Source organism: Streptomyces sp. NPDC059247 (assembly GCF_042754005.1).
In the GTDB taxonomy this organism is placed as follows: Bacteria; Actinomycetota; Actinomycetes; order Streptomycetales; family Streptomycetaceae; genus Streptomyces.
This window is the reverse complement of record NZ_JBHYZW010000005.1, coordinates 333,600-356,136: the sequence shown is the minus strand read 5'-3', so window position 1 is coordinate 356,136 and position 22,537 is coordinate 333,600. Positions and strand designations below refer to the sequence as shown.

The window sequence follows — 22,537 nt, the reverse complement described above, 5'->3', positions numbered from 1 at the left end:
TCCTCCTGCCCACTGGAGCCCGCGATGGCGATCCCGCTGATCGATTCCTATCCCATGCCGGCCGAGGACGAGCTGCCGCGCAACACGGCGCCCTGGACCGTCGACCCCGACCGGGCGGTCCTGCTCGTCCACGACCTCCAGAACTACTTCCTGAGCCCCTTCGGCCACGGCGGCCCGGACACCGGCCGTCAGCCGCTGACCGATCTGATGGACCACACCGAGGCACTGCGCTCCGCCTTCGCCGAGGTGGGCGCACCGGTCGTCTACACCGCCCAGCCCGGCGGCATGACGGACGAACAGCGGGGCCTGCTCAAGGACTTCTGGGGAGCCGGGATGAGCGCCGACCCGGACCACCGGGCCATCCCCGAGCGGATCGCCCCGGCCCCCGGCGACGAGGTGTTCACCAAGTGGCGGCCCAGCGCCTTCTGCCGTACCGACCTGCTCGGCCTGCTGCGCCGCACCGGCCGCGACCAGCTGGTGATCTGCGGGGTGTACGCCCACGTCGGCATCCTGATGACCGCCCACGAGGGCTTCTCCCACGACATCCAGACCTTCGTGGTCGGGGACGCGGTCGCCGACTTCTCCGCCGAACGGCACCGCGAGACCCTGGAGTACGTCTCCACCCGCTGCTCCGTCACCGTCTCCACCCGCGCGGTCCTCGCGGCACTGGACGGAGGCGCGCGATGAACGGGACGAGCCCCCACCCGCTGCTCGGCCGGGTGCTCGGCGCCGACCCGCCGCCGTTCGCCCTGCTGCACCGGCCCGGGGCCACCGGGCCCGACCGGATCGACCTGCTCGTCGGCGCCACCGCCGCGCGCGAGCTGATCGCCGACATCCCGCTGCCGCCGCACGACGGGGGCGGCGGCGCCCGGCACGAGGTCCTCGCCCTGCTGCCCTACCGGCAGATCCGCGAACGCGGGTACGCCTGCCCCGACGACGGGGCGCCGCTGCTCACCATGGCCGTCGAGGACCAGGCCGTGCTGCCGCTCGACGAGGTGCTGGCCGTCCTGCCCGACCTGCCGATCCACATGGACGAGGGATGCTTCGACGCCGACGACGAGGAGTACGCGGCCCGGGTGCGCCGGGTGCTCACCGAGGAGATAGGCCGGGGCGCCGGGGCCAACTTCGTCATCAAACGCTCCTTCACCGCACGGATCGACGACTGGTCCCCGGCCACCGCCCTGTCCTTCTTCCGCCGTCTCGCGGGCCGTGACCCCGGCGGCTACTGGACCTTCGTCATCCACACCGGTGACCGCACCTTCGTCGGGGCCTCCCCGGAGCGGCACATCAGCCTGGACGCCGGTCAGGTCGTGATGAACCCGATCAGCGGCACGTACCGCTATCCGGCCGACGGCCCCGACCTGGACGGGGTGCTCGCCTTCCTCGCCGACCCCAAGGAGGCCAACGAGCTGTACATGGTGCTCGACGAGGAGCTCAAGATGATGGGCCGGGTCTGCGACCTGGGCGGCCAGGTCACCGGCCCCGCCCTCAAGCAGATGGCCCGGCTCGCCCACACCGAGTACCACATCGAGGGCCGGAGCTCCCTGGACGTACGGGACATCCTCCGGGAGACCCTGTTCGCGCCCACCGTCACCGGCGGCCCGCTGGAGAGCGCCTGCGAGGTGATCAGCCGTCATGAACCGGAGGGCCGGGGCTACTACGCCGGGGTCGCCGCGCTGATCGGCCGGGACGAGTCCGGCGCCCGCCGGATGGACTCGGCCATCCTCATCCGCACGGCCGAGATCGACCCGGCCGGGCGGGTCCGCATCCCGGTCGGCGCCACCCTCGTGCGGGACTCCGACCCGGCGGGCGAGGCGGCCGAGACCCGCGCCAAGGCGGCCGGTCTGATCGAGGCGCTGCGCTCCCCGGCGGGCTCCCCGGCGGGCCCCGCCCCGCTGGCGTCCCTGGTGTCCCGGCCGGAGGTGCTGAAGGCGCTGGCGGCCCGCAACGAGCCGCTGGCCGACTTCTGGTTCAGGCCGCCCGAGGACCGGGACCGCGCGGTGCCGGGCCTGGCCGGACGGCGGGTCCTGGTGATCGACGCCGAGGACACGTTCACGGCGATGGCCCGCCATCTGCTGGAGGCGCAGGGGCTGCGGATCGAGGTGAGGCGGTTCGACGAGGAGTTCCGCCCGGAGGCGCACGACCTGGTGATCGTCGGCCCCGGGCCGGGGGACCCCAGGGACGTGCACGACCCCAAGATCGCCCGGATGCGGCAGGTGACCGCCGAACTGCTCAGGAACGGCGTCCCGTTCCTCTCCGTCTGCCTCGGCCACCAGGTCCTGAGCACGCTCCTCGGGCTCCCGATCCTCCGGCACCCCCTGCCCACCCAGGGCCTCCAGCGGCACATCGACTGCTTCGGCCGCAGGGAACCGGTCGGCTTCTACAACACCTTCGCCGCCCGTTCCGAGCGGGACCTGATCGACAGCCGGGGCAGGCCGGGGTACGTCCGGGTGTTCCGCGAGGAGACCGGTGAGGTGCACGCGCTGCGCGGCCCCGGCTTCGCCTCGGTGCAGTTCCACCCGGCCTCGGTGCTGACCCTGCGCGGCGGCGAACTCCTCGCCCACCTCGTCTCCGAGCTGCTCGGAGAGGTAACGGAGCTTTATCGGGAGCCCGTTGCCGCGACTCCGATACCTGCATAGCTTAATAACCGGTAACGGAAGTCCGGACCCGCACCACCGGCCGCCCCGCCCCTCCCACCGCGCCCACCCTGGAAAGGACCTGTCCGATGCGCTTCGACAACATATGGATCGCCGGCACCGGAGGCACCCTCGGTGAACTCGTGCCGGTGGCCGAGGCGGTGGCCGAAGGCTCCTACTCGGCCGATGCCGCCGCGAGCACCGGCATGATCAGCTACTCCCGCTCGGCCGCCGCACCGCCGGAGATGGCCGTCACCGTCGGCCGGCAGGCCGTCAAGGAGGCCGCGGAGAAGGGCGCGCGGGTCGACACCGACTCCCTGGTCCTGCACAGCCACGGCCACTTCCAGGGCATCGACATGTGGCCCGCGGCCTGCTGGATCGCCCGGGAACTCCTCGGCCCCACCCTCAACAGTATGCCGATGACCGTCGCCGCCTGGTCCAACGGTTCGCTCGCCTCCGTCGACGTGGCCGCCTCCACCCTGATGGCCCGCCCCGACGTGCCCTCCGCCCTGATCACCCTGGCGGATCGTTTCGCCCCGCCCAGCGACCGCTGGTACACCTCGCCCGGCATGGTCTTCGGCGACGGCGCCGCCGCCGCCGTGGTCACCCGCGACACCGGGCGGCTGCGGCTGCGCTCCCTGGTGAGCGAGACCGACACCGTCCTGGAGGGGCTGTCCCGGGGCGACGAGCCGTTCCGCACCGCGCCCGGCGAGCGCCCGGACATGCGGCGCAGGACCCGCGAGTTCCTCGCCACCGGGGAGATCTCCCTGCGCGAGGTGCAGACCAGGTCGGTCGAGCGCACCCGCAGCGTCGTCGGTCGCGCCCTCGAAGAGGCCGGGGTCGCCCCGGACGGCATCGACTGGCTGGTGACCCCCTTCGTGGGACGCACCCTGCACCGGGAGAGCTTCGTCCGGCACCTGGACATCGCCCCCCGGGCCTCCCTGCACGAACTGGGCCTGACGATCGGTCACCTCGGCCCCTGCGACCAGCTCTACGGGATCGACCACCTGCTCAGGAACGACCTGCTGAACCCCGGAGACAGCGTCCTGGTGATCGGTACGGGCATGGGCTTCACCTTCTCCGCCGCGGTCCTCACCGCCGACGGCATCTGACCGCCGAACCCCGTACGGGGGACGGCGCCCGGGCCTCCGCCCATCGGCATCCACGACGACGCCGCTCGTCTACCTCAGCGCGGCTCATACGCACCAAGAGGCTCACACACCAAGAGGCCCACGCGCACCCGCGAGACCTTCCGAGCCTGCGCCCATCCGCGACGGACCCGTACCCGCGACGGCCTCCCGCCACCCGTGAAGGCCTCCGCACCCGCGACGGCCCCGTGCCGCCACGCACCCGCACCCGCGTCGCCCTCCGCTCCTTCGCGGCGCCGAGGCCGCCCGGCCGCCCGGCCGCTCGACCTCCCCACCACCGAGGCCGCCCGACCGGCCCGCCCGACCGGCCCGCGCTCCCGCACCGCCGACGGCGCCCGGCCCCGTACCGCTTCCCGTACCGCTTCCCGTACCGCCGAAGGATTCCGGTCCGCCGCGCACCCCACGCCCGACGGCACCCGAGCCGACCCACTCCCTCACCGCCGAAAAGCCGAAAACCGAAAGTCGACCGCCGCCCCCCGCTTCCCGCACCCGTCACCACCTGATCGCCCGACCGCCGCCCGCTCGCTCCCGCACCACTCCACTCGCTCCGCGTCACCCGTCACCTCGTCCATGAAGGGACATCCCAGATGAGCCTCATCAGCATCCCCGTCAGCTCCCCCCTCGCCACCTTCTCCGGCGCACGGGCCGCCGCCCGGCTGCCCACGCCCGCCGAGCTCCGCGAGGAGATCCCGCTCCCGCCGCTCGCCCGCAAGACCGCCCAGCGGGGCCGCCGCGAGATCTCCCGGGTGCTCGACGGCCTCGACGACCGTCTGGTGGTCATCGCCGGTCCCTGCTCCGTGCACGACCCGGACGCGGCCCTCACCTACGCCGAGCGGCTCTCCTCGCTCGCCGCCGAGCACCGCGACCGGCTCCTGGTGGTCATGCGGGTCTACGTCGAGAAGCCCCGCACCCGGACCGGCTGGAAGGGCCTGCTCAGCGACCCACGGCTCGACGGCTCCCAGGACCTGCCCAGCGGACTGCGGCTGGCCCGCGGCCTGATGGCCCAGATCGCGGGCAGCGGACTGCCCGTCGCCTGCGAGTTCCTCGACCCGATGGTCCCGCACTACCTCGCCGACGCGGTCTCCTGGGGCGCGATCGGCGCCCGTACCGTGCAGAGCCAGGTGCACCGGCAGGTCACCAGCGGCCTCGGGATGCCGATCGGCTTCAAGAACGCCACCGGCGGCGGCGTCGAGGACGCGGTCGACGCCATCGTCTCGGCCTCGCACCCGCACGTGTACCCCGGCATCGGGGACGACGGCCGGGCCGCCGTGGTCAGCACCGAGGGCAACCCCGACGGCCACGTGGTCCTGCGCGGCGGCAGCAGCGGCCCCAACTACGAGGCGGGCCCGGTCGCCGAGGCCCTCGCGCAGCTGGCCGCCGCCGGACTCCCGCGCCAGCTCGTCGTCGACGCCAGCCACGGCAACAGCAACAAGGACCACGAGCGTCAGTCGCTCGTCATCGACGACATCGCCCGGCGGATCGCCGCCGGTGAGGAAGGCGTCGCCGGAGTCATGATCGAGAGCTTCCTCACGGCGGGCCGACAGGACCTCAAGATCGGCCGCACGGACCTGCTCACCTACGGACAGAGCGTCACCGACGCCTGCGTGGACTGGCAGGAGACCGCCCGCATGATCGAGGTGCTGGCCGCCGCCGTGGACGCCCGCCGCGCCCGCCCGTAGGCCCCCGGCCCCGCCGCCGTCCCGGCCCCGGCCTCCGGACCCCCAGGCCGGACCCCCCCATCGACTCAGAGCACCTCCGAGAGGAATGAACACCGTGGCAGTCAACACGAGTTCCACCCTGCCCCTGGCCCGGGTCCTCGACGGCGCGCGGACCGCCGCGCCGCACCGGCACACCCTCATCGTCCCCGCGTCGGCCGCCTCCCGCCCCGAGGAGTACGCCACCGCCGCCCTCGCCGCCCTCGTCCACCGCTACACGGGCGAGACCGAACTGCTGGTCGGACGGCTCCGGCCCACCGCCCCGGCCGAGACGATCGGCATACGCGTCGCCGGGGACACCACCGCCGAGCAGCTCCTGGAAGCGGTCGCCCGGGCCGAGCCCGCCCACCCCTCCGCCGTCTCGGGCCGCCCGCCGCACGCCGCCGTGACCACCGGGGGCCACCCCGACCAGCCCCCGGTCGCCCTGACCCTGTCCTTCTCGCCCGGCGAGGGCACCTACGAACTCCTCATGGACAGCGAGGAGTTCGACGCGCAGGCCGCCGTCCAGTACGCCCGGCACCTGGAGCGGGTCCTCGGCGCCCTGGCCGCCGCCCCCGCCGGCACCGTACGGGACATCGCCCTGCTCACCGACGAGGAGACCCACCGCACCCTGGTGGAATGGAACGACACCGAGGGGCCGGTCCCGGAGCCCTTCTTCCACGAGCGGGTCGCCGAGCACGCCCGGCGCACCCCCGACGCCCTCGCCGTCATCCTCCCCGGCGTCCGGCTGACGTACCGCGAGCTGGACGAGCGGGCCAACCAGCTCGCCCACCGGCTGGCCGCCCGCGAGGTGCGCCCCGGGGACCGGGTCGGCGTCTGCTTCCCGCGCGGCGCCGAGAGCCTGATCGCCCAGCTCGCCTGCTTCAAGCTGGCGTGTGCCGCGATCCTGCTCGACAGCGACTTCCCGGTGGAGCGCGTCCGCTTCATGATCGAGGACGCCTCGGCGGCGATCGTCCTGACCCTGGAGGCCCATGTCCCGAAGGTCGAGGGCCTGGCCCCGGTCCTCGCCCTGGACACCGACGACTGGCGCACCGAACCGGTCACCGCCGTCAGCGAGCCCGTCGGACCCGACGACCTGATCCACATCTGCTACACCTCCGGCTCCACCGGCGCGCCCAAGGCCGTCATGGTCCGCTTCGGCGCGGCCCGCAACCTGATCCACAGCATGAGCGAGCTGTGCGGCATGGACAGCACCTCCCAGGGCACCTGGCTGGCCGCCCCCGGCTACGGGATGATCGAGGTGGAGTGCTTCCCGGTGCTCGCCGTCGGCGGCACCGTGCACATCCCGGACGTCTCCGTCGTCGCCTCCGAGTACCGCCTCCAGGAGTGGTTCCTGCGCGAGGGCATCACCACCACCCTGCTGATGAAGCCGATGGCCGAGCGGCTGTGGCGGCTGGAGTGGCCGGAGGACACCCCGCTGGAGAACATCCGGGTCTGCGGCGAGCGCATCCAGTCCTGGCCGCCCGCCGGACTGCCGTTCCGGCTGATCAACCTGTACGGCTCCGCCGAGGCGACCGTCGTCGCCGCCTGCGACATCACAGAGCTGGGCGAGAAGCTCGGCGCGGAGGGACGGGAGCGCAGGCTGCCGCCGATCGGCCGGCCCACCACCAACGTCACCATCTACGTCCTCGACGAGGACTTCCGCCCGCTGCCGCCGGGGCTCGTCGGCGAGCTGTGCATCGCCGGGGTCAGCCTCTCGGCCGGATACCTGGGCCGCCCGGAGGCCACCGCCGAGAAGTGGATCACCAACCCGATCGACCCGGCCCGGCACCCGGTCATGTACCGCACGGGCGACCTCGCCCGGTACTGGCCGGACGGCAGCATCGAGATCGTCGGCCGCACCGACAACCAGGTCAAGGTGCGCGGCAACCGGGTCCACCTCGGAGAGATCGAGGTCGTGCTCACCACCCTGAAGGGCGTCCAGCAGGCCGCCGTCCTGGCCCGCCAGGACGGGCAGGGCGACGTCCAGCTGACCGCCTACATCGAGCCCGACGCCGGTGCCTCGCCCTCGGTACGGGACATCCGGCGCGGTCTCGGCCGACGGCTCCCGGCCTTCATGGTCCCGGCCGCCTATGTCGTCGGCGGCCTGCCGACCACCACCAACGGCAAGATCGACCGCACCGCGCTGCCCGAGCCGCCCAGGTCCCGCCCGGAGGTCGACACCGCCTACCAGGCCCCCGCCGGGCCCCTGGAGGAGTCGCTGCACGACCTGTGGACCAAGACCCTGGAACTGGACGGCGTCGGGGTGCTCGACAACTTCTTCGACCTGGGCGGCGACTCGCTGCGGGCCGCCCGGCTCACCGAACTGGTCCGCGAGCGGCACGGGGTGGAGCTGGAACTGGTCGACCTCTTCGACGAGCCCACCGTCCAGAAGATGGCCGAACTCGTCGCCCGTACGGTCGCCGCGGGCTGAGCCGCCCGTCCCGACGGACCGCGCACGGCAGTGGCCCCCACACCCGTGGGGGCCACTGCCGTAGGGTCAGCGGTTGTCCAGCATCTCCAGATAGTGCTCGTTGTACATGATGCCCAGGACGTTGCCGAAGGGGTCGGTCACCGAGGCGGTGACGAAGCCGGGACCGTACTCGGTCAGCGGCGTGTACGGCTCCGCCCCCATCGCGAGCAGCTGGTCGAGGGTGCCCCGCACGTCGTCGACGTGCCAGTGGCCGATCGCGCCGCCCGGAGAGGCGGGCAGGCCCGGGGGAGCGTACCGGCGGTCGATCAGCCCCAGTTCGGTCTGGTGGTCACCGACCCGGAACTCGTAGTAGGCGGCGGAGCCTCCCTCGCCGGGGCTCTCGAAGTACGGCTCCACGCCGAGCAGTTGTGCGTACCAGTCCTTAGCCGCTTCCACATCGTCCGCGTAGAAGTTGACGGTGGCGAGTCCTCGCAGCATGGGGTGGTTCCTCTCGTGCGTTCCATGAACACAATCCATCTTCCGCTTCAAACCGCTCACCCCATGAGCACTTTCCGGGAGAAGACTGGAAACATGCGTGCTGACCGACTCGTTGCCGCCCTCATGCTGCTCCAGACCCGCGGCCGGATGACCGCCACCGAACTGGCCGGGGAGCTGGAGGTGTCCGTGGCCACCGCCCGGCGTGACCTGGAGGCGATGTCCGCCGCGGGCATCCCGGTCTACCCCCGGCCCGGCCGCGGCGGCGGCTGGGCGCTGGTCGGCGGAGCCCGTACCGATCTCAGCGGGCTTTCGGCCACCGAGGCGCAGGCGCTCTTCCTGCTCGTCGGTCCGGCCGCGGCGGTCTCGGGACAGGCCAAGGCCGCGCTGCGCAAGCTGCTGCGCGCGCTGCCGCAGACCTTCCGGGCGGACGCCGAGGCCGCGGCGGGCGCCACGGTGGTCGACCCCACCCCGTGGGGCGAGCGGGAACGGCACCGGCCCGAGATGGTCGACCGGCTCCAGGCGGCGGTGGTCCGCCGCCGCCGGGTCCGGCTGACGTACACCGACGGAGCCCGGGAGCGGACCGAACGGCTCGTGGACCCCTGGGGCCTGGTCGACAAGGACGACGCCTGGTACCTGATCGCCGGGACCGAGCGGGGCCGCAGGACCTTCCGCGTCGACCGCATCGGCGAGGCCGAGGAGAGCGGGGAGAGCGCCGGACGCCCGGACGGCTTCACCCTGGCCGAGGCCTGGCGGGAGGTCGTCGGCGACGTCGAGCGGCGCCGTTCGCGGACCTGGGCGACGGTGCTGGTCGAGACGAGGTACCTGGACGTCCTGTGCGACCGGTTCGGACGGCACTGCCACCCCGAGGGCACGGCGGGCGACGGCCGGGCCCGGGTGCGCGTCGCCGCGCCCACCCCGCTGGACCTGGCCCGGAACCTGGCGGGCTGGGGCGGCCTGGTCGAGGTCCTCGAACCCGCCTCGGTCCAGGCCGAACTGGGGCGCATCGGGGCCGAACTCGCCGAGCGCTACGCCGCCGCGCGGACATGAGGACGGCCCCGCCCCCCGCCTCGCGGGGGTGACGGGGCCGCCTCGTGAGCCCTGTGCGGCTCGTGAGTCTTGTGGGTCTCGTGCGGCTCGTGAGTCTTGTGCGCGGAGCTCCGGAAGCGGTGGGAGCGCCGGAAGCTCCGGGAGTGCGGGGCAGCGGGTCACCCGGCCTCGGCCGCCGCGAGCGCGGGCTCCCGGGACCCGGCGGACGGCGTACGGCCGTGCAGCCACGCCACCGCGTCCCGCAGCCCGGCGGGGGAGAGCCCGGCGAGCAGCGCGTTGCGGGCGGGCACGTCCGGCCCGGCCGCGTGGTAGAGCCGCTCGCCCATCTCCCGGGCCGTCAGCGTGGTCCGGGCCGTCCGGTCCCGCCGCAGGGCGTTGTACCGCGCCAGACGGCCCGGGACGTCCCACGGCTCGCCCGTCAGCAGCCCGCCCAGCACCACCGCGTCCTCCAGCGCCATGCAGGCGCCCTGGGCGGCGTACTGGAGCATCGGGTGCGCGGCGTCACCGAGCAGGGCCACCCGGCCGTCCACCCAGCCCTCGACCGGGTCGCGGTCGCAGAGCACCCAGATCCGCCAGTCCCGCCCCAGTTCGAGGAGCCGCCGGGCCTCGGCGCACAGCCCGGGGAACTCGCCCAGCACCCGGGAACGGCTCGCCGCCGCCCCGGTGATCTCCTCGCGCGCGCCGTCGTCGCGGGTGGCCGCGAGGTTGAGGAAGGCCCCGCCGCCGATCGGGTAGTGCACGAAGTGCCAGCCGGGACCCGCCCACAGGGCGACGGCCTTCTCCCGCAGCTCCGGCGGCACCTCCGCCATCGGGATCACCGAGCGGTAGATGGTGTGGCCCGAGACGCGCGGACCGCCGTCACCGACGAGCTGGGCCCGTACCGCCGACCGCAGCCCGTCCGCGCCGACGAGGACGTCCGCGGAGAACCGCCCGCCCCCGGCGGTGAGCGCCGTCGCCCGGTCCTCGCTCTGCCGGTAGCCGGTCACCCGCTCTCCCGCGAGCAGCTCCACGCCCGCCTCGCGGCAGCCCTCCAGGAGCGCCCGGTGCAGATCGCCGCGGTGGACCACGGCGTAGGGGCCGCCGAACCTGGTCCGGTAGGCGCCGGTCAGCTCCATCGTGGCGATCCGCCGCCCCGACGTGCCGTCCAGGAAGCGGAGTTCGTCGATGAAGTCGGCCCGCAGTGCCACCCGGTCGCGCACGCCGAGCGCGTCCAGCGCGCGGAAGGCGTTGGGCGCGAGCTGGATTCCCGCGCCTATCTCGGAGAACTCCGGCCGGCCCTCCAGGACCGTCGCCCGGTGTCCGGCACGCGCCTGGGCCAGAGCGGTGGCGAGTCCGCCGATGCCGCCGCCCGCGACGAGTACGTGTGTCATCGCCTGCTCCTTGTCTCGTGGTCCTGCGTCGTCCTGCGTGGTCGTACGTCGTCCTGCGTCGTCCTGCGTCGTCGTGGTGGTCCTGCGCCGTCCCGTCGCCCTGTCGTCCCGTGTCCCGTCGTCCCGCGCGGGTCCGCGCGGGACGGTCGCGGGTGGTCGCGGGTGGTCAGGGGGGAAGCGCTGCGGCGGCCGGCCCCGTGGCTCGGGGCCGGCCGCCGGAATCCGAGCCGGTGCCTACTTCGCGGCGGGAACCGCCGTCGGAGCGGCGGCGGCGGGAGCCTTCCGCTCACCGGCGGCCGAGGCCACGGCGGTGCGCCGCAGACCGAGGACCGACACGACGACGATGGCGGCGGAGATGGCCGTGGTGAACCAGAAGGCGGTCTGGAAGCCGCCCACCGGGATGGCCGCGGCGGTGCCGTGCACCACACCGGCCAGGGCCACGCCCAGCGCCAGGCAGAGACCGACACCGAGCTGACGGCTGGAGTTGAACAGACCGGAGGCCAGACCCATCTGCGGTCCGGAGACACCGCTGGTGCCCGCGATGGCGGTGGCGATCATCATGACCGTCACACCGAGGCCGAGCAGCACACCGCCGGGCAGCACCCCGAGCAGGTAGGAGCTGTCCGCCGTCACCTGCGCCAGCAGCCCCGAACCGATCGTCAACAGCACACCACCGGCGATCAGCACGTTCCGGGCGCCGAGCTTGTGGGTCAGCTTGACGACCGGCAGGCTGAACAGGAAGACCACGAACGCCTGCGGGAAGAAGCCCATGCTCGCCCTGAGCGCGGAGTACCCGAGGATCTGCTGCATGTACATGGTGATGAAGAAGGTCGAGACCGACATCACCCCACCGGACAGGAACGCGATGCCGTTGCCCGCCGACAGCGCGCGGTTGCGGAAGATGGAGAGCGGGACGAGCGGCTGGGAGACCTTGGTCTGCACGACGAGGAAGGTGATCAGCAGGACGGCGCCCGCGGCCAGCGAGGCCAGCACCGGGGTGGCGTCCCAGCCCTTGTCGGACGCCGCGGTCAGCCCGTAGGTGAGGGCGCACATCGCCGAGGTGACCAGGATCGCGCCGGGCAGGTCGAGGCGGGAGGAGCGGGTGGCGTGGTGGTCGGCGAGCAGCCGCTTGGCGGCCAGCGCCACGAGCACGATGCCGACCGGGACGTTGACGAGCATGACGGCACGCCAGGTGAGGTACTCGGTGAGCACGCCACCGGCCACGACACCGCCGGTGAAACCGGCCGAGGAGACCGCGCCGAAGACGCCCATGGCCTTCACGCGCTCCGCACCCTCCGGGAAGCCACCGGCGATCATCGCCAGGACCGCGGGGGAGACCGCCGCCGCCGACAGGCCCTGGACCGCGCGGGCCAGGACGAGCACCCACGAGTCGGTGGCGATGCCGCCGACGAGCGAGGCCAGGGTGAAGACGGCCAGACCGACCACGAACATCCGCTTGCGGCCGAAGACGTCACCGGCACGGCCGCCCAGGAGCAGGAAGCCGCCGTAGAAGAGGGCGTACGCGCCGACGACCCACTGCAGTCCGCTGGCGGAGAAGTGGAGGTCACGCTGCATGGCGCCCAGGGCGACGTTCACGATGGCGAAGTCGAGGACGAGCATGAACTGTGCGGCGCACAGCAGGAGGAGCGGCGGCCGGGCGCCGGCCGCGGCGTTGGTGCTGGTCATGATTTTCCTTTCACGGGGAGAGGGACAGGAGCGGGGGATACCGGCGAATCCGCTTGGCCGGTAGGGTCTGGGAGATGACCGAACCCAAGCGCGTGCGTCAGCCGGGTGACCGTGAGGTGGCCCCCGGCCGGCTCGCACTGGTGCAGTCCTTCGTGAACAGCGTCAATGTCGAGTTCGGACCGGACGAGTTCGCGTCCGGGACGGGTCTCGTCCGGTGGATGGAGGGGAACGGCTTCCCCGCGGGCACCGCGGCCCCCTCCGAGTCCGACCGCCTGGAAGCGGTCGCGGTACGGGAGGCGCTCCGCGCCCTGATGCGGGAGAACAACGGCGCCGGAGCCGACCCGGCGGCCCGCGCCCTGATCGAACGCGTCGCCGCGCACTGCCCGCTGGTCCTGGCCTTCGACGGGACCGGCGCGCCCGGACTGCGCCCCGGCGGCACCGGTACCCGCGGCATGATCGCCCAGATCCTGGCGATCGTCGTCGAGTCCACCGTCGAAGGCGCCTGGCACCGTCTCAAGGCCTGCCGCGAACACCGCTGCGAATGGGCCTTCTACGACCGGGCCCGCAACCGCAGCGGACGCTGGTGCTCGATGGCCGTGTGCGGGACGCGCTCCAAGATGCAGGTCTACCGCCAGGGGCTGCGCACCGCGACCGCAGGCCGCTGACAGCAGGACGGCCACGGACCGTACGGCGTCCGGCGACCGTAAGGCACCCGCCGGGCCCTCGGCGACCGGGGCGCTCACGGCGCGAACTCCTTCCCGAGCAGCAGCCGGGCCACCGTCAGCTTGGTGGCCGCCGCGGTGCCGTCCGCGAGCTGGAGGCCGATGACGTCCCGCAGCCGCTGGGCCACCGGTCCGTCCTCGCTCCACCCCTGGTGACCCATGGTCAGCAGGGACTGGTGCACGGCCTCCACCGCCGCCTTGGGGGCCCACCACTTGGCCATGTTCGACGGGATGCGGGGGTCCTCGCCCCGGTCCGCCCGCCACAGCGCCTCGTGACACACCAGCCGGGCCGCGTGCAGCAGCGTGGTGTGCTCCACCAGCGGGAACACCACCGACTGGAAGCGGCTGATGGGCTGCCCGAAGGCGGTCCGCCCCGACGCGTGGGCGTACGCCTCCGCGAGGGCGGCGTCACCGACGCCGATCGCCATGAGCGCGATCAGCGCCCGCGACACCCCGAAGCCGCGCATCACCGCGGTGAACCCGCCGCCGGGCACCCCGACCAGGTCCTCGGGGCCGACCCGCAGCCCGTCGAAGAGCAGCCGCCCGCGACCGCCGGAGCGGCAGCCCAGGTCGGTCAGCCGCTCCTTGTGGACCCCGTCGCCGTCGATCCGCGCGTAGAAGGCGCTGATGCCGTGCGCGCCCTCGCCGCCGGTCCTGGCGAACACCAGCGCGTGGGTGGCGTACGCGGTCACCATGATCGAGGTCTTCTCGCCGGACAGCAGCCAGCCGTCACCGTCGGGCTCGGCACGCATCCCGATGCCCGCGGCGTCCGTACCGTGACCCGGCTCGGTCAGCGCCAGCGCCACCAGCGCCTCGCCCCGCGCGATCGGCGGCAGCCAGCGCTCCAGCTGCTCCGGGGTGCCGCTGGAGGCCAGGACCCCGCCGATGAGCGCCGCGTTGAGGACCGGGAAGCACACCGACAGATCGGCGGCGGCCAGCTTCTCCAGCGCGACGCCGGAGCTGACGGCGTCCAGACCGAGCCCGCCGTACTGCTCGGGGACCCGCAGCGCGAACAGTCCCGCCTCCGCCATGTCCTCGATCAGCCCCGGGTGGTAGGCGCCGCGCCGGTCGTTCTCCTGCCGGTGCGGAGCCACCCGCTCCTCGGCGAACGCGGCGACGCGCTTGCCCAGTTCCTCCTGCTCCGCGGTGAAGCCGAAGTTCATGAGACCGTCTCTCCTTCCCGGGCCCGGAGCCGGTCCCGCAGCGCGAATTTCTGGATCTTTCCGGACGGGGTCCTCGGCAGCGCGGGCACCAGTTCCAGCCGCTCGGGCCAGTACGTACGGGCCATGCCGAGCCCCGCCAGATGGGTGCGCACGTCCTCCAGACCGGGCGCGTCACCGGAGGTGACCAGGAACGCGCAGGCGCGCTCCCCGAGCCGCCGGTCCGGGTACCCGACCACGGCCACGTCCTTGACCGCGCGGTGCCGCAGCAGCGCCGCCTCGATCTCCAGGACCGGGATGTTCTCGGCGCCCCGCATGATCACGTCCTTGACGCGCCCGGTGATCCGTATCCCGCCGTGGCCGTCGGAACGGGCCAGGTCGCCGGTGTCGAACCAGCCGTCGGCGGTCACCGAGGCGTCGTAGACCTCCTGGCGCCGGAAGTAGCCCAGGCACTGGGCGGAACCGCGCACCTGCAGCAGCCCGGGAGCCCCCGGTGCCACCGCCGCGCCGTCCTCGCCGACGATCCGGACCTCCATGCCCGGCACCGGGGTGCCGTCGCTCTCGGCGGCGCGCAGCGCGGGCTGTTCGGGGCGGGTGACGGTGACGCAGCCGTTCTCCGTCATGCCCCACAGCGCGTACAGCCGGCAGCCGAGCACCTCGCGGGCGTCCTCCACGAGCAGCGGCGCTATCGGCGCGCTGCCGGTGGCGAAGGTGCGCAGCGCCGACAGGTCGTGGGGGGTCTCGCGCTGGCCGTCGATCAGGTCGGAGAGGAAGGTCGGGGCCCCCATGAAGAAGGTCACCCGCTGTTCCTGGAGCGTGCGCAGCATCTGCCGGGGCTCCCAGCGGTCCACCTGTACGGCGGTCGCGCCGAGCAGCAGCGGCATCACGAAGTTCCAGGTGAAGCCCGCCTGATGGGTCGTGGGGGAGCCCATCGCGGTGACGTCGGAGCCGGTCACGCCGAGGACGTCGGCCTGGGCCCGGTTCATCGAGTACAGGGTGTTGTGGCTGTGCAGCACGCCCTTGGGCTCTCCGGTGGTGCCGGAGGTGAACATGATCTGGGCGGCGTCGTCCGGTCCCGCCTCCAGCGCGTCCAGGGAGGCCAGCAGCCCGGGGTCGGGCTCCGGCCCGTAGAGGTCCCGTACGAAGTCCAGCGCGCCGTCCTCGTCCGCGCCGCCGCCGAGGAGCACCCGGTGGCGCAGGGTCGGTACGGCCGAGGCGACCTCGGCGCTCATCTCCGCGTAGGAGAAGCCCCGGAACTCGGCGGCGGCGATGTAGACCGGGCTCTCGGTGAGCCGGGTCATGAACTCCACCTCGCGGCGGCGCATCACCGGGACCACCGGTCCCGCGACCGCGCCGATCCGGGCGGCGGCCAGGCAGAGCGCCACGAGCACCCAGGAGTTGGGCAGTTGCAGGGTCACGACGTCGCCCCGGCGCACCCCGAGGCGCAGCAGGCCGACCGCCAGCCGGTCGACCCGGCGGGCGAGTTCGGCGTAGCCGACGGTCTCGTAGGTGTCCCCCTGGTAGCAGACCAGGGCGGGCTTGTCGGGCTGCTCGCGGGCCCAGCGGCGCAGATCGTGCAGCACGGTCCCGTCGCGCCACCAGCCCGCGGCGCGGTAGGTGTCGGCGGTGGTCAACTCGGGCCTCCCCGGCCGGTCTCGACGGCTGTCCGGGCGCGCTCGGCGATCTGCCGGGCGCTGACCCCGCCCCGTTCGAGCAGATAGCGCTGGCTGCCGGCGACCGGGACGAACTCGTCCGGCAGGGCCATCCGGTGCACCCGTACCGGGCGTACGGCGCTGAGCGCCTCGGTGACGGCGGAGCCGAACCCGCCGGACCGCCAGTGCTCCTCCACGGTGATGACGGTGTCCCGGACGCCGAGCGAGCTCAGCAGGGCCGGGGTGTCCAGCGGCTTGACGGTGTGCAGATGGAGCACGTTCGCCGTGATGCCCTCGCACTTCAGGAGGTCGGCCGCCTCCAGGGCGGCGAGGACCGGATAGGGTCCGCAGGCCGCCAGGGTGATGTCCGAGCCGTGCCGGAGCTGCTGGGCCTTGCCGAGCCGCAGCGGCGGACCGGCGGGCAGGTCGGGGGTGGCGCCCCGGCCGAGCCGGAAGTACACGGGGCCGCCCAGGGCGAGCGCCTGGCGCAGGAGTTCCTCGGTGCCCGCGGCGTCGCCCGGGACGACCACGGTCATGTGGGGCAGGGCCCGCATGACCGCGATGTCCTCCAGGGCGTGGTGGGTCGGTCCGAGGTGCCCGGCCGAGACCCCGCAGTGGGTGGCGGCGATCAGCACCGGCAGGTTGCCCATCGCGATGTCGATCTTCACGGCCTCCACGGCACGGGAGGAGGCGAACGCCCCCATCGTGTTGACCAGCGGGATGCGGCCCTCCCGGGCCAGTCCGGCCGCCGCGCCCATCAGGGTGTGCTCGGCGATGCCCAGGTTGAGGTAGCGGTCGGCGGCGGAACCGAAGTCCACCCCGCCGAAGAGTCCGGTGTCGCTGTCCAGGACGACGAGCCGGGGCTCGCCGGGCAGCAGTCCGGCCACGGTGTCGCGGTACACCTCGCGGGCGGACCGGTCGGGGGCGGGGGCCAGGGCCGTGCTCATCGGGGGTCACCGCCCGCCGAGGCGCGGACCGCGTTGAGCGCCCGCAGGTGCTGGCGTCCGCTCAGCCGGGCGTAGTGGCTGCGGGCCTGGCCCTCGATGAAGGGCACTCCCTTGCCCTTGACGGTGTGGGCGATGAGCACGGTGGGGCGCCGGGGGTCGGCGGGCCGGGTCAGGGCCTCGGTGAGCGCCTCTGCGTCGTGGCCGTCGGCCTCCAGGACCCGCCAGCCGAAGGCCCGCCAGCGGTCGGCCAGCGGTTCCAGGGAGTTGACGGTCTCGGTCCCGCCGGTGATCTGGAGGCCGTTGCGGTCCACGATCGCGGTGAGTCCGGCGAGGCGGTGCGCGGAGGCCACCGAGGCGGCCTCCCACACGGAGCCCTCCTGGAGCTCGCCGTCGCCCATCACCACGAAGCAGCGCCGGTCGGAGCCGTCGAGCCGGTTGGCCAGGGCGTAGCCGACGCCGAGCGCCAGACCGTGGCCGAGGGAGCCGGAGGCGATCTCCACACCGGGGATCTCGGGGTGCGGGTGGGCCATGAAGTGGCTGCCGGGCCTGGCGTACTCCTCCAGGGCCTCGGCCGGGAAGTAGCCGGCCTCGCACAGCGCGGCGAAGAGGGCGATGCCGCCGTGGCCCTTGCTGAGGAGCAGGACGTCGCGCTCGGGCAGCCCGGGGAAGCGGGGGTCGTGCCGCATCACCCGGAAGTAGAGGACGGACAGGATCTCGACGAGCGACATCGACCCGCCCAGGTGGCCGCCCTCGGGTCCGGCGCACATGGCGACGACGTGTTCCCTGATCCGCCCGGCGATCACCGCCAGCTCCGCGGCGCCGGGGCCGTGCGGGTCGGGACCGGTGATGCCGACGGCGGTGGTGTCCGTGCGGGCGTGGTCGGTGGTGTCGGTGCGGGCGGGGGCGCCCCGCAGCAGAGGCGGGCTGCTCATGCCAGGTCCTTTCGCTGGGTCCGTGGTGGGTGGGGGCGGTCTAGTTGGGGTGGAGGCCGGTGAATTCGAGACCGCGTCCCTCGGGCTCCCCGAACCGCACGTTCATGCACTGCACGGCGTTGCCCGCGCCGCCCTTGACGAGGTTGTCGAGCGCCGCGATCACGGTGACCGTGGAGGCGCCCCGGTCCAGGGCGAAACCGATGTCGCAGAAGTTGGAGCCGGAGAGGATCTTGGCGTCGGGGAAGCGGTGCAGCCCGCGCCGGGCGGCCACGATCCGTACGAACGGCTCACCCGCGTAGCGGCTCCGGTAGGCGGACCGGATCGCCCGCTCGTCGACGCCCTCGGCCAGGCTCGCGCGGCTCAGCAGCTGGACGCCCCGGACCGCCTCGACCCCGGTCGCCGACATCCGTACGGTGTGTCCGGTGGCCTGGGATATCTCGGCCTCGTGCCGGTGCCGGGTGGGGGCGAACACCCTGAGCGCGCCGCTCCGTTCGGCGTGCAGGTTCTCCGCGCCCGCCTTCGCCCCGGAGCCGCTGGAGCCGGTCCTGGCGTCCACCGTGATGTCGCCCGCGATCAGACCGGCCTCGGCCAGCGGCACCAGGGACAGGATCCCGGCGGCGGCCATGCAGCCGGGCACGGAGATCCGGTCCGCGGAGCGCAGCCGCTCGCGGTGGAACTCGGGGAGTCCCTGGACGAAGGTGTCGATCAGGGCGACGGCCTCGTGGGAGGCGCCGTAGTAGTCCTCGTACACCTCGGGGTCGTTCAGCCGGAAGTCGCCGGACAGGTCGATCACGACCCCGGCCTTCTCCAGGAACTCCGGCATCCGCTGCATCGTCTCGCGGTGCGGGGTCGCCAGGAACAGCACGTCGCAGCGGGTGAGCTGGTCCTCGGCCGAGAACGTCAGCTTCGTGCGGTGCCGCAGATTGGGGTGGACGCCGTCGACCTGGCGTCCCTGGAGGGTGCGGGAGGTGGCGGCGACCACCTGGACCTGGGGGTGGCCCACGAGCAGCCTGAGCAGCTCCCCGCCGATGTACCCGGCGGCCCCCACCACTGCTGCGCGGATCATGACTCTGCCTTTGCTGTCAGGAGGGCGGCGATCGCGTCCGCCACATCGAGGTCCGTTCCGTACGTCGACTGCAGGCCCCGGAACTCGACCCGGTCGTTGACCTCCAGGACGGTGAGCAGGCCGCCCGGCTCCTCCAGGAGGTCCACCCCCGCGAGGGTGGCGCCGACGGTGTCCGCCGCCCGGACCGCGAGGGCGGTGAGGTCGTCGGTCAGCGGGCAGCGTTCGCTGACCGCGCCGCGCGCCACGTTGGTGCGCCAGTCCTCGCTCCTGCGGTACGTCGCCCCGACCGCCCGGCCGTCCACCACGAGGACCCGGATGTCCCGGTCCGCCTTGGCGACCTCGCGCTGGACGTAGACGACGTGCGACTGGGGGGAGGGCAGGGCGGCGACGTGTTCGAGCACCGCCTCGGCCATCGCCCGGCCGGTGACCCGGGTCACCAGCCGGCCCCAGGAACCGACCAGGGGTTTGATGACCGCCGGATAGCCCAGTTCGTCCAGGGCCTTGAGCGCGGCCTCGGGGGTGAGGGCCAGGATGGTGTCGGGGGTGGGCACGCCCCCGGCGACCAGGGCCGCCGAGGTCTGCCACTTGTCCCCGCAGACGGCCGTGGCGGCGGCGCTGTTGACCACCGTCACGCCCGCCGACTCCAGTGCGGCAGCCGCGTACAGGGCCCGGTAGTGGCCCACTTCGCGGTTGAGCACGGTCCGCGGACCGTCCCAGGGTTCACCGGCCCGGACCGAAAGGGCGCGGGGGTCGATGTGTTCGCATACGGCGCCGCGCCTCTCCAGCGCGGTCAGGATGTTCTTCTCCTCGAACCGGACCCGGGAGGCGAGGACACCGAGTCGCGCTGCCGCAGGGCTCATCAGGGTGATCTCCTTCTCGATGGTGGTGGCCGGTCCGTCTACTCGCCCCAGTCCTCCTCGACCTCGGGGGCCAGCAGCAGCCGCGGCGGCTCGACCGACTCGATCTCCAGCTCCAGCCGGCAGTCGGGGCATTCGACTATTTCGCTGACCCGGGCGTCCTGGCCCAGCGAGACCTCGGCGTCGCACTCGGGGCACGCGGGGGCGATCAAAGTGTTCTGCATGACGATTTCCTCAATTCTTCCGAAGGGCGGTAAATCCGGGAGACGGTCAACCGAGAATTACTTTAGTGCTGCATTTCGGTCCGCCCGGTCCAGTCCAATGAATGCTCTGGATCGGAACCGAGGCGAATACTTATGGGGCGGGAGCGAAGGGGGAGCCGGACGGGGCCGGGTCGGCCGGACCGACCAGGTCGGCCGGGGTCACGGACCGTCAGGCGGCGGCGCCCGCGAGCACCTGGCCCGCCCCGTCCGCCTTCCCGTCCGCCGGTCCCGCGCCGGGTCGGTGCGCCGGTCCGTCCGCAGGTCCGGCCTCCCCTCCCGCGCCGGGTCCGTCCGCCGGTCCGGCCTCCGCTCCGGGCCCCGCCTCCACCGGAGGGGTCTCCGGGCCGGTGCCGTCCGGGGGCGAGACCAGCGGGTAGGACCGCAGGGCCTGGCGGAGCGCCTTCTCCGCGATGTCCGTGAAGCCCTCCGGTACGGCCCCGGTGGCCACCGCCAGCGTCACCGGCAGCGGCTCCGGCGGCGCCGGGAGCCCCGGGCGCACCGACGGTGCCAGGCCCCACAGTTCGTCCCCGTTGGCGACCAGGCACGTCATGCCGAGGCCCGCCTTGGCGGCCGACCGCAGCCCGATCAGCTCCTCGCTCTCGTACGAGATCCGCCAGGCGATGCCCGCGGCGTCGAGGGCGTCACGGACCCGTCCGCGCAGGGTGCACGGCTCGGGGAAGAGCGCCAGCGGCACCGCCTCCCGCTCCCCGTGGGCCGGCCGACCGAACCAGGCCAGCCGCATCCTGCCCAGTTCGACGCTGTCCGTGCCGGGGCCGGTCGGCTCGCTCTGGAGCAGCAGCGCCGCGTCGAGCTGGCCGCCGGTGAGCTGCGCCGCCAACTCCTCGCTCGACCCGGTCCGTACGCTCAGCTGGACCTGGGGCATCCCCCGGTTCAGCACCCGGAGGAACTCCGGCAGCACCTCCCCGAGCTGGCTCGCCACGCCCACCGAGAGCATGACGTTGCCGGTCTGCGGGATGAACCGGTCGACCGCCTCGTCGTTGAGCGCCACCATCCGGCGGGCGTATCTGAGGAGTTCCTCGCCCCGTGGACTGAGCCGCAGGTTGCGGCCCGTGGAGGCGAACACGGGACTTCTGATGAGGCCGCTCAGCTGCCGTATCTGCTGGCTGACCGCGGGCTGAGTGATGTGCAAGGACTCCGCCGCCCGCCGGAAGCCACCGAGTTCGACCACGGCGACCAAAGTCCTCAACCTGTTGATCTGCAAGTCGTGATGCATACTCCCACCCACATCGTCGGGGACGTTCCGTCTTCCGCGTTCCGGTGTCGCGTGTTCCTTGCCGAGTGTTCCGCGAGGTCGTGAATGAAGCGTAGATCCGGGGGTTTCGCCGCCGCCATGGATGGGCTCACGGACCGCATGTGACATCGTCATGCCGTCGGTATGCGCTGTTCAAGAACGAGGAATCAGCCCGTCTTATTCGATTCATAAACACGCGCCATCGGATTTCTTCCCCGCAATTCTCCCGGCTGTCTAATGTGAATGACCGAAGAGCGATTTCACGGAACCCGAGGAGAGACGTCATGCTCGCAGCCACCGCCGGTCCCGCGGTCCAGCAGGGAGTCCAGATACAGTTCGCCGACCCGGCGCTCACCACCCGCAGCCCCGGTGAGGAGTTCGCCTGGTCGGTCCGCGCCGCCGACGCCGACCAGGACCACACGGTGCCCTTCCAGGCACATCTCCCGGCCGTCTTCCCGCTGTTCGCGACCCGGCCGCGCTACGCCGTACGCCACCTGCTCAAGACCGCCTCGGTGGCCGACGCGCCGGTGACCTTCGTGCACGAGCCGCCCGCCGCGAAGCTGGCCGCCGCCGGAACCTCCTACCAGGCCACCCCCGAGGGCGCGTTCGCCCCGCGCCTGGAGCGGGCCGAGCTCACCGACCTGACCGTGCGCGTGCCGCTGCCCGACGGGCTCCTCGACCAGCCCGCGCTGCTCGCCTCCTTCATCGACTACCGGGTCCTGGTCCGCCTCTCCGTCGTCGAGAACGAGACCCTGCTGCACGGCAGCGCCGACAAGGCGATCAGCGGCCTCCTGAACCTCCCGCAGATCCGCCGGGGACAGCTCGGCGAGGACGTCTACGCCTCCATCACCGAAGCAGCGGCCGAGGTCGAGGAGACCGGCGGCTCCTGCGACGGGATCGTCGTCCACCCCTTCACCTACTGGGAGCTGGTCAGGACCGGAGTGCTCGGCCAGCTGGGCGCCGCCGGCATCACCGTCTCGCGCACCCGCATGATCCCGCGCGGCCAGGTCCTGCTCGGCGACTTCCGGGCCGCCGTCACCCTGCTCGTCCCGGGCGTGGCCTCGCTGACCCTGCGCCGGGGCGCGGGCCCCGGCGGCTCCGACGCCGTCGAGGCGAGCAGCCGCATCGGCCTCGCCGTCCACCTGCCCCAGCACTTCCTGCTGCTGACCAGCGGCTGACGCGCGACCGACCCGC

The 22,537-nt window shown here is 73.2% G+C and carries 19 protein-coding genes; 8 read left to right on the top strand and 11 right to left on the bottom strand.

The genetic code is table 11. The annotated features are described in order from the left end of the window. The first annotated feature begins 24 nt into the window (after nucleotides 1–24). From ACFXGN_RS13410 to ACFXGN_RS13390, 5 genes are all read left to right on the top strand, one after another. Nucleotides 25–687 (top strand): isochorismatase family protein, encoded by a 663-nt coding sequence (locus ACFXGN_RS13410; protein WP_351781287.1) that lies wholly within the window; start codon nucleotides 25–27, stop codon nucleotides 685–687. Further along, on the top strand, nucleotides 684–2,639 hold the full coding sequence (locus ACFXGN_RS13405) for an anthranilate synthase family protein (protein WP_384857605.1): 1,956 nt from the start codon (nucleotides 684–686) through the stop codon (nucleotides 2,637–2,639). Before ACFXGN_RS13410 ends, ACFXGN_RS13405 begins: the two co-directional genes overlap by 4 nt. A gap of 86 nt (nucleotides 2,640–2,725) precedes the next feature. Continuing rightward, entirely contained in the window at nucleotides 2,726–3,748 is a 1,023-nt protein-coding gene (locus ACFXGN_RS13400; RefSeq protein ID WP_384857602.1) for a ketoacyl-ACP synthase III family protein, read from the top strand. 623 nt (nucleotides 3,749–4,371) lie between these two features. After that, nucleotides 4,372–5,463, top strand: coding sequence for a 3-deoxy-7-phosphoheptulonate synthase (locus ACFXGN_RS13395; protein ID WP_384857599.1), 1,092 nt, complete (start codon nucleotides 4,372–4,374; stop codon nucleotides 5,461–5,463). A 94-nt stretch (nucleotides 5,464–5,557) separates the two neighbouring features. Beyond that, nucleotides 5,558–7,912 (top strand): amino acid adenylation domain-containing protein, encoded by a 2,355-nt coding sequence (locus ACFXGN_RS13390; protein ID WP_384857596.1) that lies wholly within the window; start codon nucleotides 5,558–5,560, stop codon nucleotides 7,910–7,912. 66 nt (nucleotides 7,913–7,978) lie between these two features. Here the strand turns inward: ACFXGN_RS13390 and ACFXGN_RS13385 are convergent, their stop codons facing one another. Next, nucleotides 7,979–8,389 (bottom strand): VOC family protein, encoded by a 411-nt coding sequence (locus tag ACFXGN_RS13385; protein ID WP_384857594.1) that lies wholly within the window; start codon nucleotides 8,387–8,389, stop codon nucleotides 7,979–7,981. A gap of 93 nt (nucleotides 8,390–8,482) precedes the next feature. Between ACFXGN_RS13385 and ACFXGN_RS13380 the strand changes: the two genes are divergently transcribed. Then, complete coding sequence (locus ACFXGN_RS13380; RefSeq protein ID WP_384857591.1) at nucleotides 8,483–9,436, top strand: helix-turn-helix transcriptional regulator; 954 nt, start codon at nucleotides 8,483–8,485, stop codon at nucleotides 9,434–9,436. 158 nt (nucleotides 9,437–9,594) lie between these two features. Here the strand turns inward: ACFXGN_RS13380 and ACFXGN_RS13375 are convergent, their stop codons facing one another. Together ACFXGN_RS13375 and ACFXGN_RS13370 are read right to left on the bottom strand one after the other, a co-directional pair. Next, nucleotides 9,595–10,806, bottom strand: coding sequence for an FAD-dependent monooxygenase (locus ACFXGN_RS13375; protein WP_384857588.1), 1,212 nt, complete (start codon nucleotides 10,804–10,806; stop codon nucleotides 9,595–9,597). A gap of 234 nt (nucleotides 10,807–11,040) precedes the next feature. After that, nucleotides 11,041–12,492 carry an MFS transporter gene (locus ACFXGN_RS13370; RefSeq protein ID WP_384857585.1) on the bottom strand — a complete coding sequence of 484 codons (1,452 nt, stop codon included), beginning with the start codon at nucleotides 12,490–12,492 and terminating at the stop codon, nucleotides 11,041–11,043. A 74-nt stretch (nucleotides 12,493–12,566) separates the two neighbouring features. Between ACFXGN_RS13370 and ACFXGN_RS13365 the strand changes: the two genes are divergently transcribed. Then, the gene (locus ACFXGN_RS13365; RefSeq protein WP_384857583.1) at nucleotides 12,567–13,157 is read left to right on the top strand and encodes a CGNR zinc finger domain-containing protein; all 591 of its coding nucleotides are present in this window, start codon (nucleotides 12,567–12,569) and stop codon (nucleotides 13,155–13,157) included. 74 nt (nucleotides 13,158–13,231) lie between these two features. Here the strand turns inward: ACFXGN_RS13365 and ACFXGN_RS13360 are convergent, their stop codons facing one another. From ACFXGN_RS13360 to ACFXGN_RS13325, 8 genes are all read right to left on the bottom strand, one after another. Further along, nucleotides 13,232–14,377 (bottom strand): acyl-CoA dehydrogenase family protein, encoded by a 1,146-nt coding sequence (locus ACFXGN_RS13360; RefSeq protein WP_384857580.1) that lies wholly within the window; start codon nucleotides 14,375–14,377, stop codon nucleotides 13,232–13,234. Beyond that, the gene (locus tag ACFXGN_RS13355) at nucleotides 14,374–16,008 is read right to left on the bottom strand and encodes an AMP-binding protein (RefSeq protein ID WP_384857577.1); all 1,635 of its coding nucleotides are present in this window, start codon (nucleotides 16,006–16,008) and stop codon (nucleotides 14,374–14,376) included. The genes ACFXGN_RS13360 and ACFXGN_RS13355 overlap by 4 nt, the downstream gene beginning before the upstream one ends. Beyond that, nucleotides 16,005–16,973 carry a transketolase family protein gene (locus tag ACFXGN_RS13350; protein WP_384857574.1) on the bottom strand — a complete coding sequence of 323 codons (969 nt, stop codon included), beginning with the start codon at nucleotides 16,971–16,973 and terminating at the stop codon, nucleotides 16,005–16,007. The genes ACFXGN_RS13355 and ACFXGN_RS13350 overlap by 4 nt, the downstream gene beginning before the upstream one ends. Continuing rightward, a complete protein-coding gene (locus ACFXGN_RS13345; RefSeq protein ID WP_384857571.1) occupies nucleotides 16,970–17,905 on the bottom strand; it encodes a transketolase in 936 nt (311 codons plus the stop codon). The genes ACFXGN_RS13350 and ACFXGN_RS13345 overlap by 4 nt, the downstream gene beginning before the upstream one ends. Nucleotides 17,906–17,945: 40 nt before the next feature. After that, nucleotides 17,946–18,971, bottom strand: a complete 1,026-nt coding sequence (argC, locus tag ACFXGN_RS13340; protein WP_384857568.1) for an N-acetyl-gamma-glutamyl-phosphate reductase — start codon at nucleotides 18,969–18,971, stop codon at nucleotides 17,946–17,948. Then, entirely contained in the window at nucleotides 18,968–19,831 is an 864-nt protein-coding gene (locus ACFXGN_RS13335; RefSeq protein WP_384857565.1) for a RimK family alpha-L-glutamate ligase, read from the bottom strand. Before ACFXGN_RS13335 ends, argC begins: the two co-directional genes overlap by 4 nt. 38 nt (nucleotides 19,832–19,869) lie before the next feature. Beyond that, complete coding sequence (lysW, locus tag ACFXGN_RS13330) at nucleotides 19,870–20,052, bottom strand: lysine biosynthesis protein LysW (RefSeq protein WP_384857561.1); 183 nt, start codon at nucleotides 20,050–20,052, stop codon at nucleotides 19,870–19,872. Between the two features lie 208 nt (nucleotides 20,053–20,260). After that, nucleotides 20,261–21,325, bottom strand: coding sequence for a LysR substrate-binding domain-containing protein (locus ACFXGN_RS13325; RefSeq protein WP_384857558.1), 1,065 nt, complete (start codon nucleotides 21,323–21,325; stop codon nucleotides 20,261–20,263). Nucleotides 21,326–21,627: 302 nt separating this feature from the next. On the opposite strand from ACFXGN_RS13325, the gene ACFXGN_RS13320 reads away from it, so the two are divergent. Continuing rightward, a complete protein-coding gene (locus ACFXGN_RS13320) occupies nucleotides 21,628–22,521 on the top strand; it encodes a family 3 encapsulin nanocompartment shell protein (protein ID WP_366441244.1) in 894 nt (297 codons plus the stop codon). The last annotated feature ends 16 nt before the right edge of the window (nucleotides 22,522–22,537 follow it).

Bases quoted from the DNA above. Each gene is read 5' to 3' on its own strand.
- ACFXGN_RS13325 (WP_384857558.1), bottom strand. From the start codon at position 21,325: ATGCATCACGACTTGCAGATCAACAGGTTGAGGACTTTGGTCGCCGTG.
- ACFXGN_RS13370 (WP_384857585.1), bottom strand. From the start codon at position 12,492: ATGACCAGCACCAACGCCGCGGCCGGCGCCCGGCCGCCGCTCCTCCTG.
- ACFXGN_RS13320 (WP_366441244.1), top strand. From the start codon at position 21,628: ATGCTCGCAGCCACCGCCGGTCCCGCGGTCCAGCAGGGAGTCCAGATA.
- lysW (WP_384857561.1), bottom strand. From the start codon at position 20,052: ATGCAGAACACTTTGATCGCCCCCGCGTGCCCCGAGTGCGACGCCGAG.
- ACFXGN_RS13400 (WP_384857602.1), top strand. From the start codon at position 2,726: ATGCGCTTCGACAACATATGGATCGCCGGCACCGGAGGCACCCTCGGT.
- ACFXGN_RS13345 (WP_384857571.1), bottom strand. From the start codon at position 17,905: ATGAGCAGCCCGCCTCTGCTGCGGGGCGCCCCCGCCCGCACCGACACC.
- ACFXGN_RS13365 (WP_384857583.1), top strand. From the start codon at position 12,567: ATGACCGAACCCAAGCGCGTGCGTCAGCCGGGTGACCGTGAGGTGGCC.
- ACFXGN_RS13410 (WP_351781287.1), top strand. From the start codon at position 25: ATGGCGATCCCGCTGATCGATTCCTATCCCATGCCGGCCGAGGACGAG.
- ACFXGN_RS13395 (WP_384857599.1), top strand. From the start codon at position 4,372: ATGAGCCTCATCAGCATCCCCGTCAGCTCCCCCCTCGCCACCTTCTCC.
- ACFXGN_RS13385 (WP_384857594.1), bottom strand. From the start codon at position 8,389: ATGCTGCGAGGACTCGCCACCGTCAACTTCTACGCGGACGATGTGGAA.
- ACFXGN_RS13380 (WP_384857591.1), top strand. From the start codon at position 8,483: ATGCGTGCTGACCGACTCGTTGCCGCCCTCATGCTGCTCCAGACCCGC.
- ACFXGN_RS13360 (WP_384857580.1), bottom strand. From the start codon at position 14,377: ATGAACTTCGGCTTCACCGCGGAGCAGGAGGAACTGGGCAAGCGCGTC.
- ACFXGN_RS13405 (WP_384857605.1), top strand. From the start codon at position 684: ATGAACGGGACGAGCCCCCACCCGCTGCTCGGCCGGGTGCTCGGCGCC.
- ACFXGN_RS13350 (WP_384857574.1), bottom strand. From the start codon at position 16,973: ATGAGCACGGCCCTGGCCCCCGCCCCCGACCGGTCCGCCCGCGAGGTG.
- ACFXGN_RS13335 (WP_384857565.1), bottom strand. From the start codon at position 19,831: ATGAGCCCTGCGGCAGCGCGACTCGGTGTCCTCGCCTCCCGGGTCCGG.
- ACFXGN_RS13375 (WP_384857588.1), bottom strand. From the start codon at position 10,806: ATGACACACGTACTCGTCGCGGGCGGCGGCATCGGCGGACTCGCCACC.
- argC (WP_384857568.1), bottom strand. From the start codon at position 18,971: ATGATCCGCGCAGCAGTGGTGGGGGCCGCCGGGTACATCGGCGGGGAG.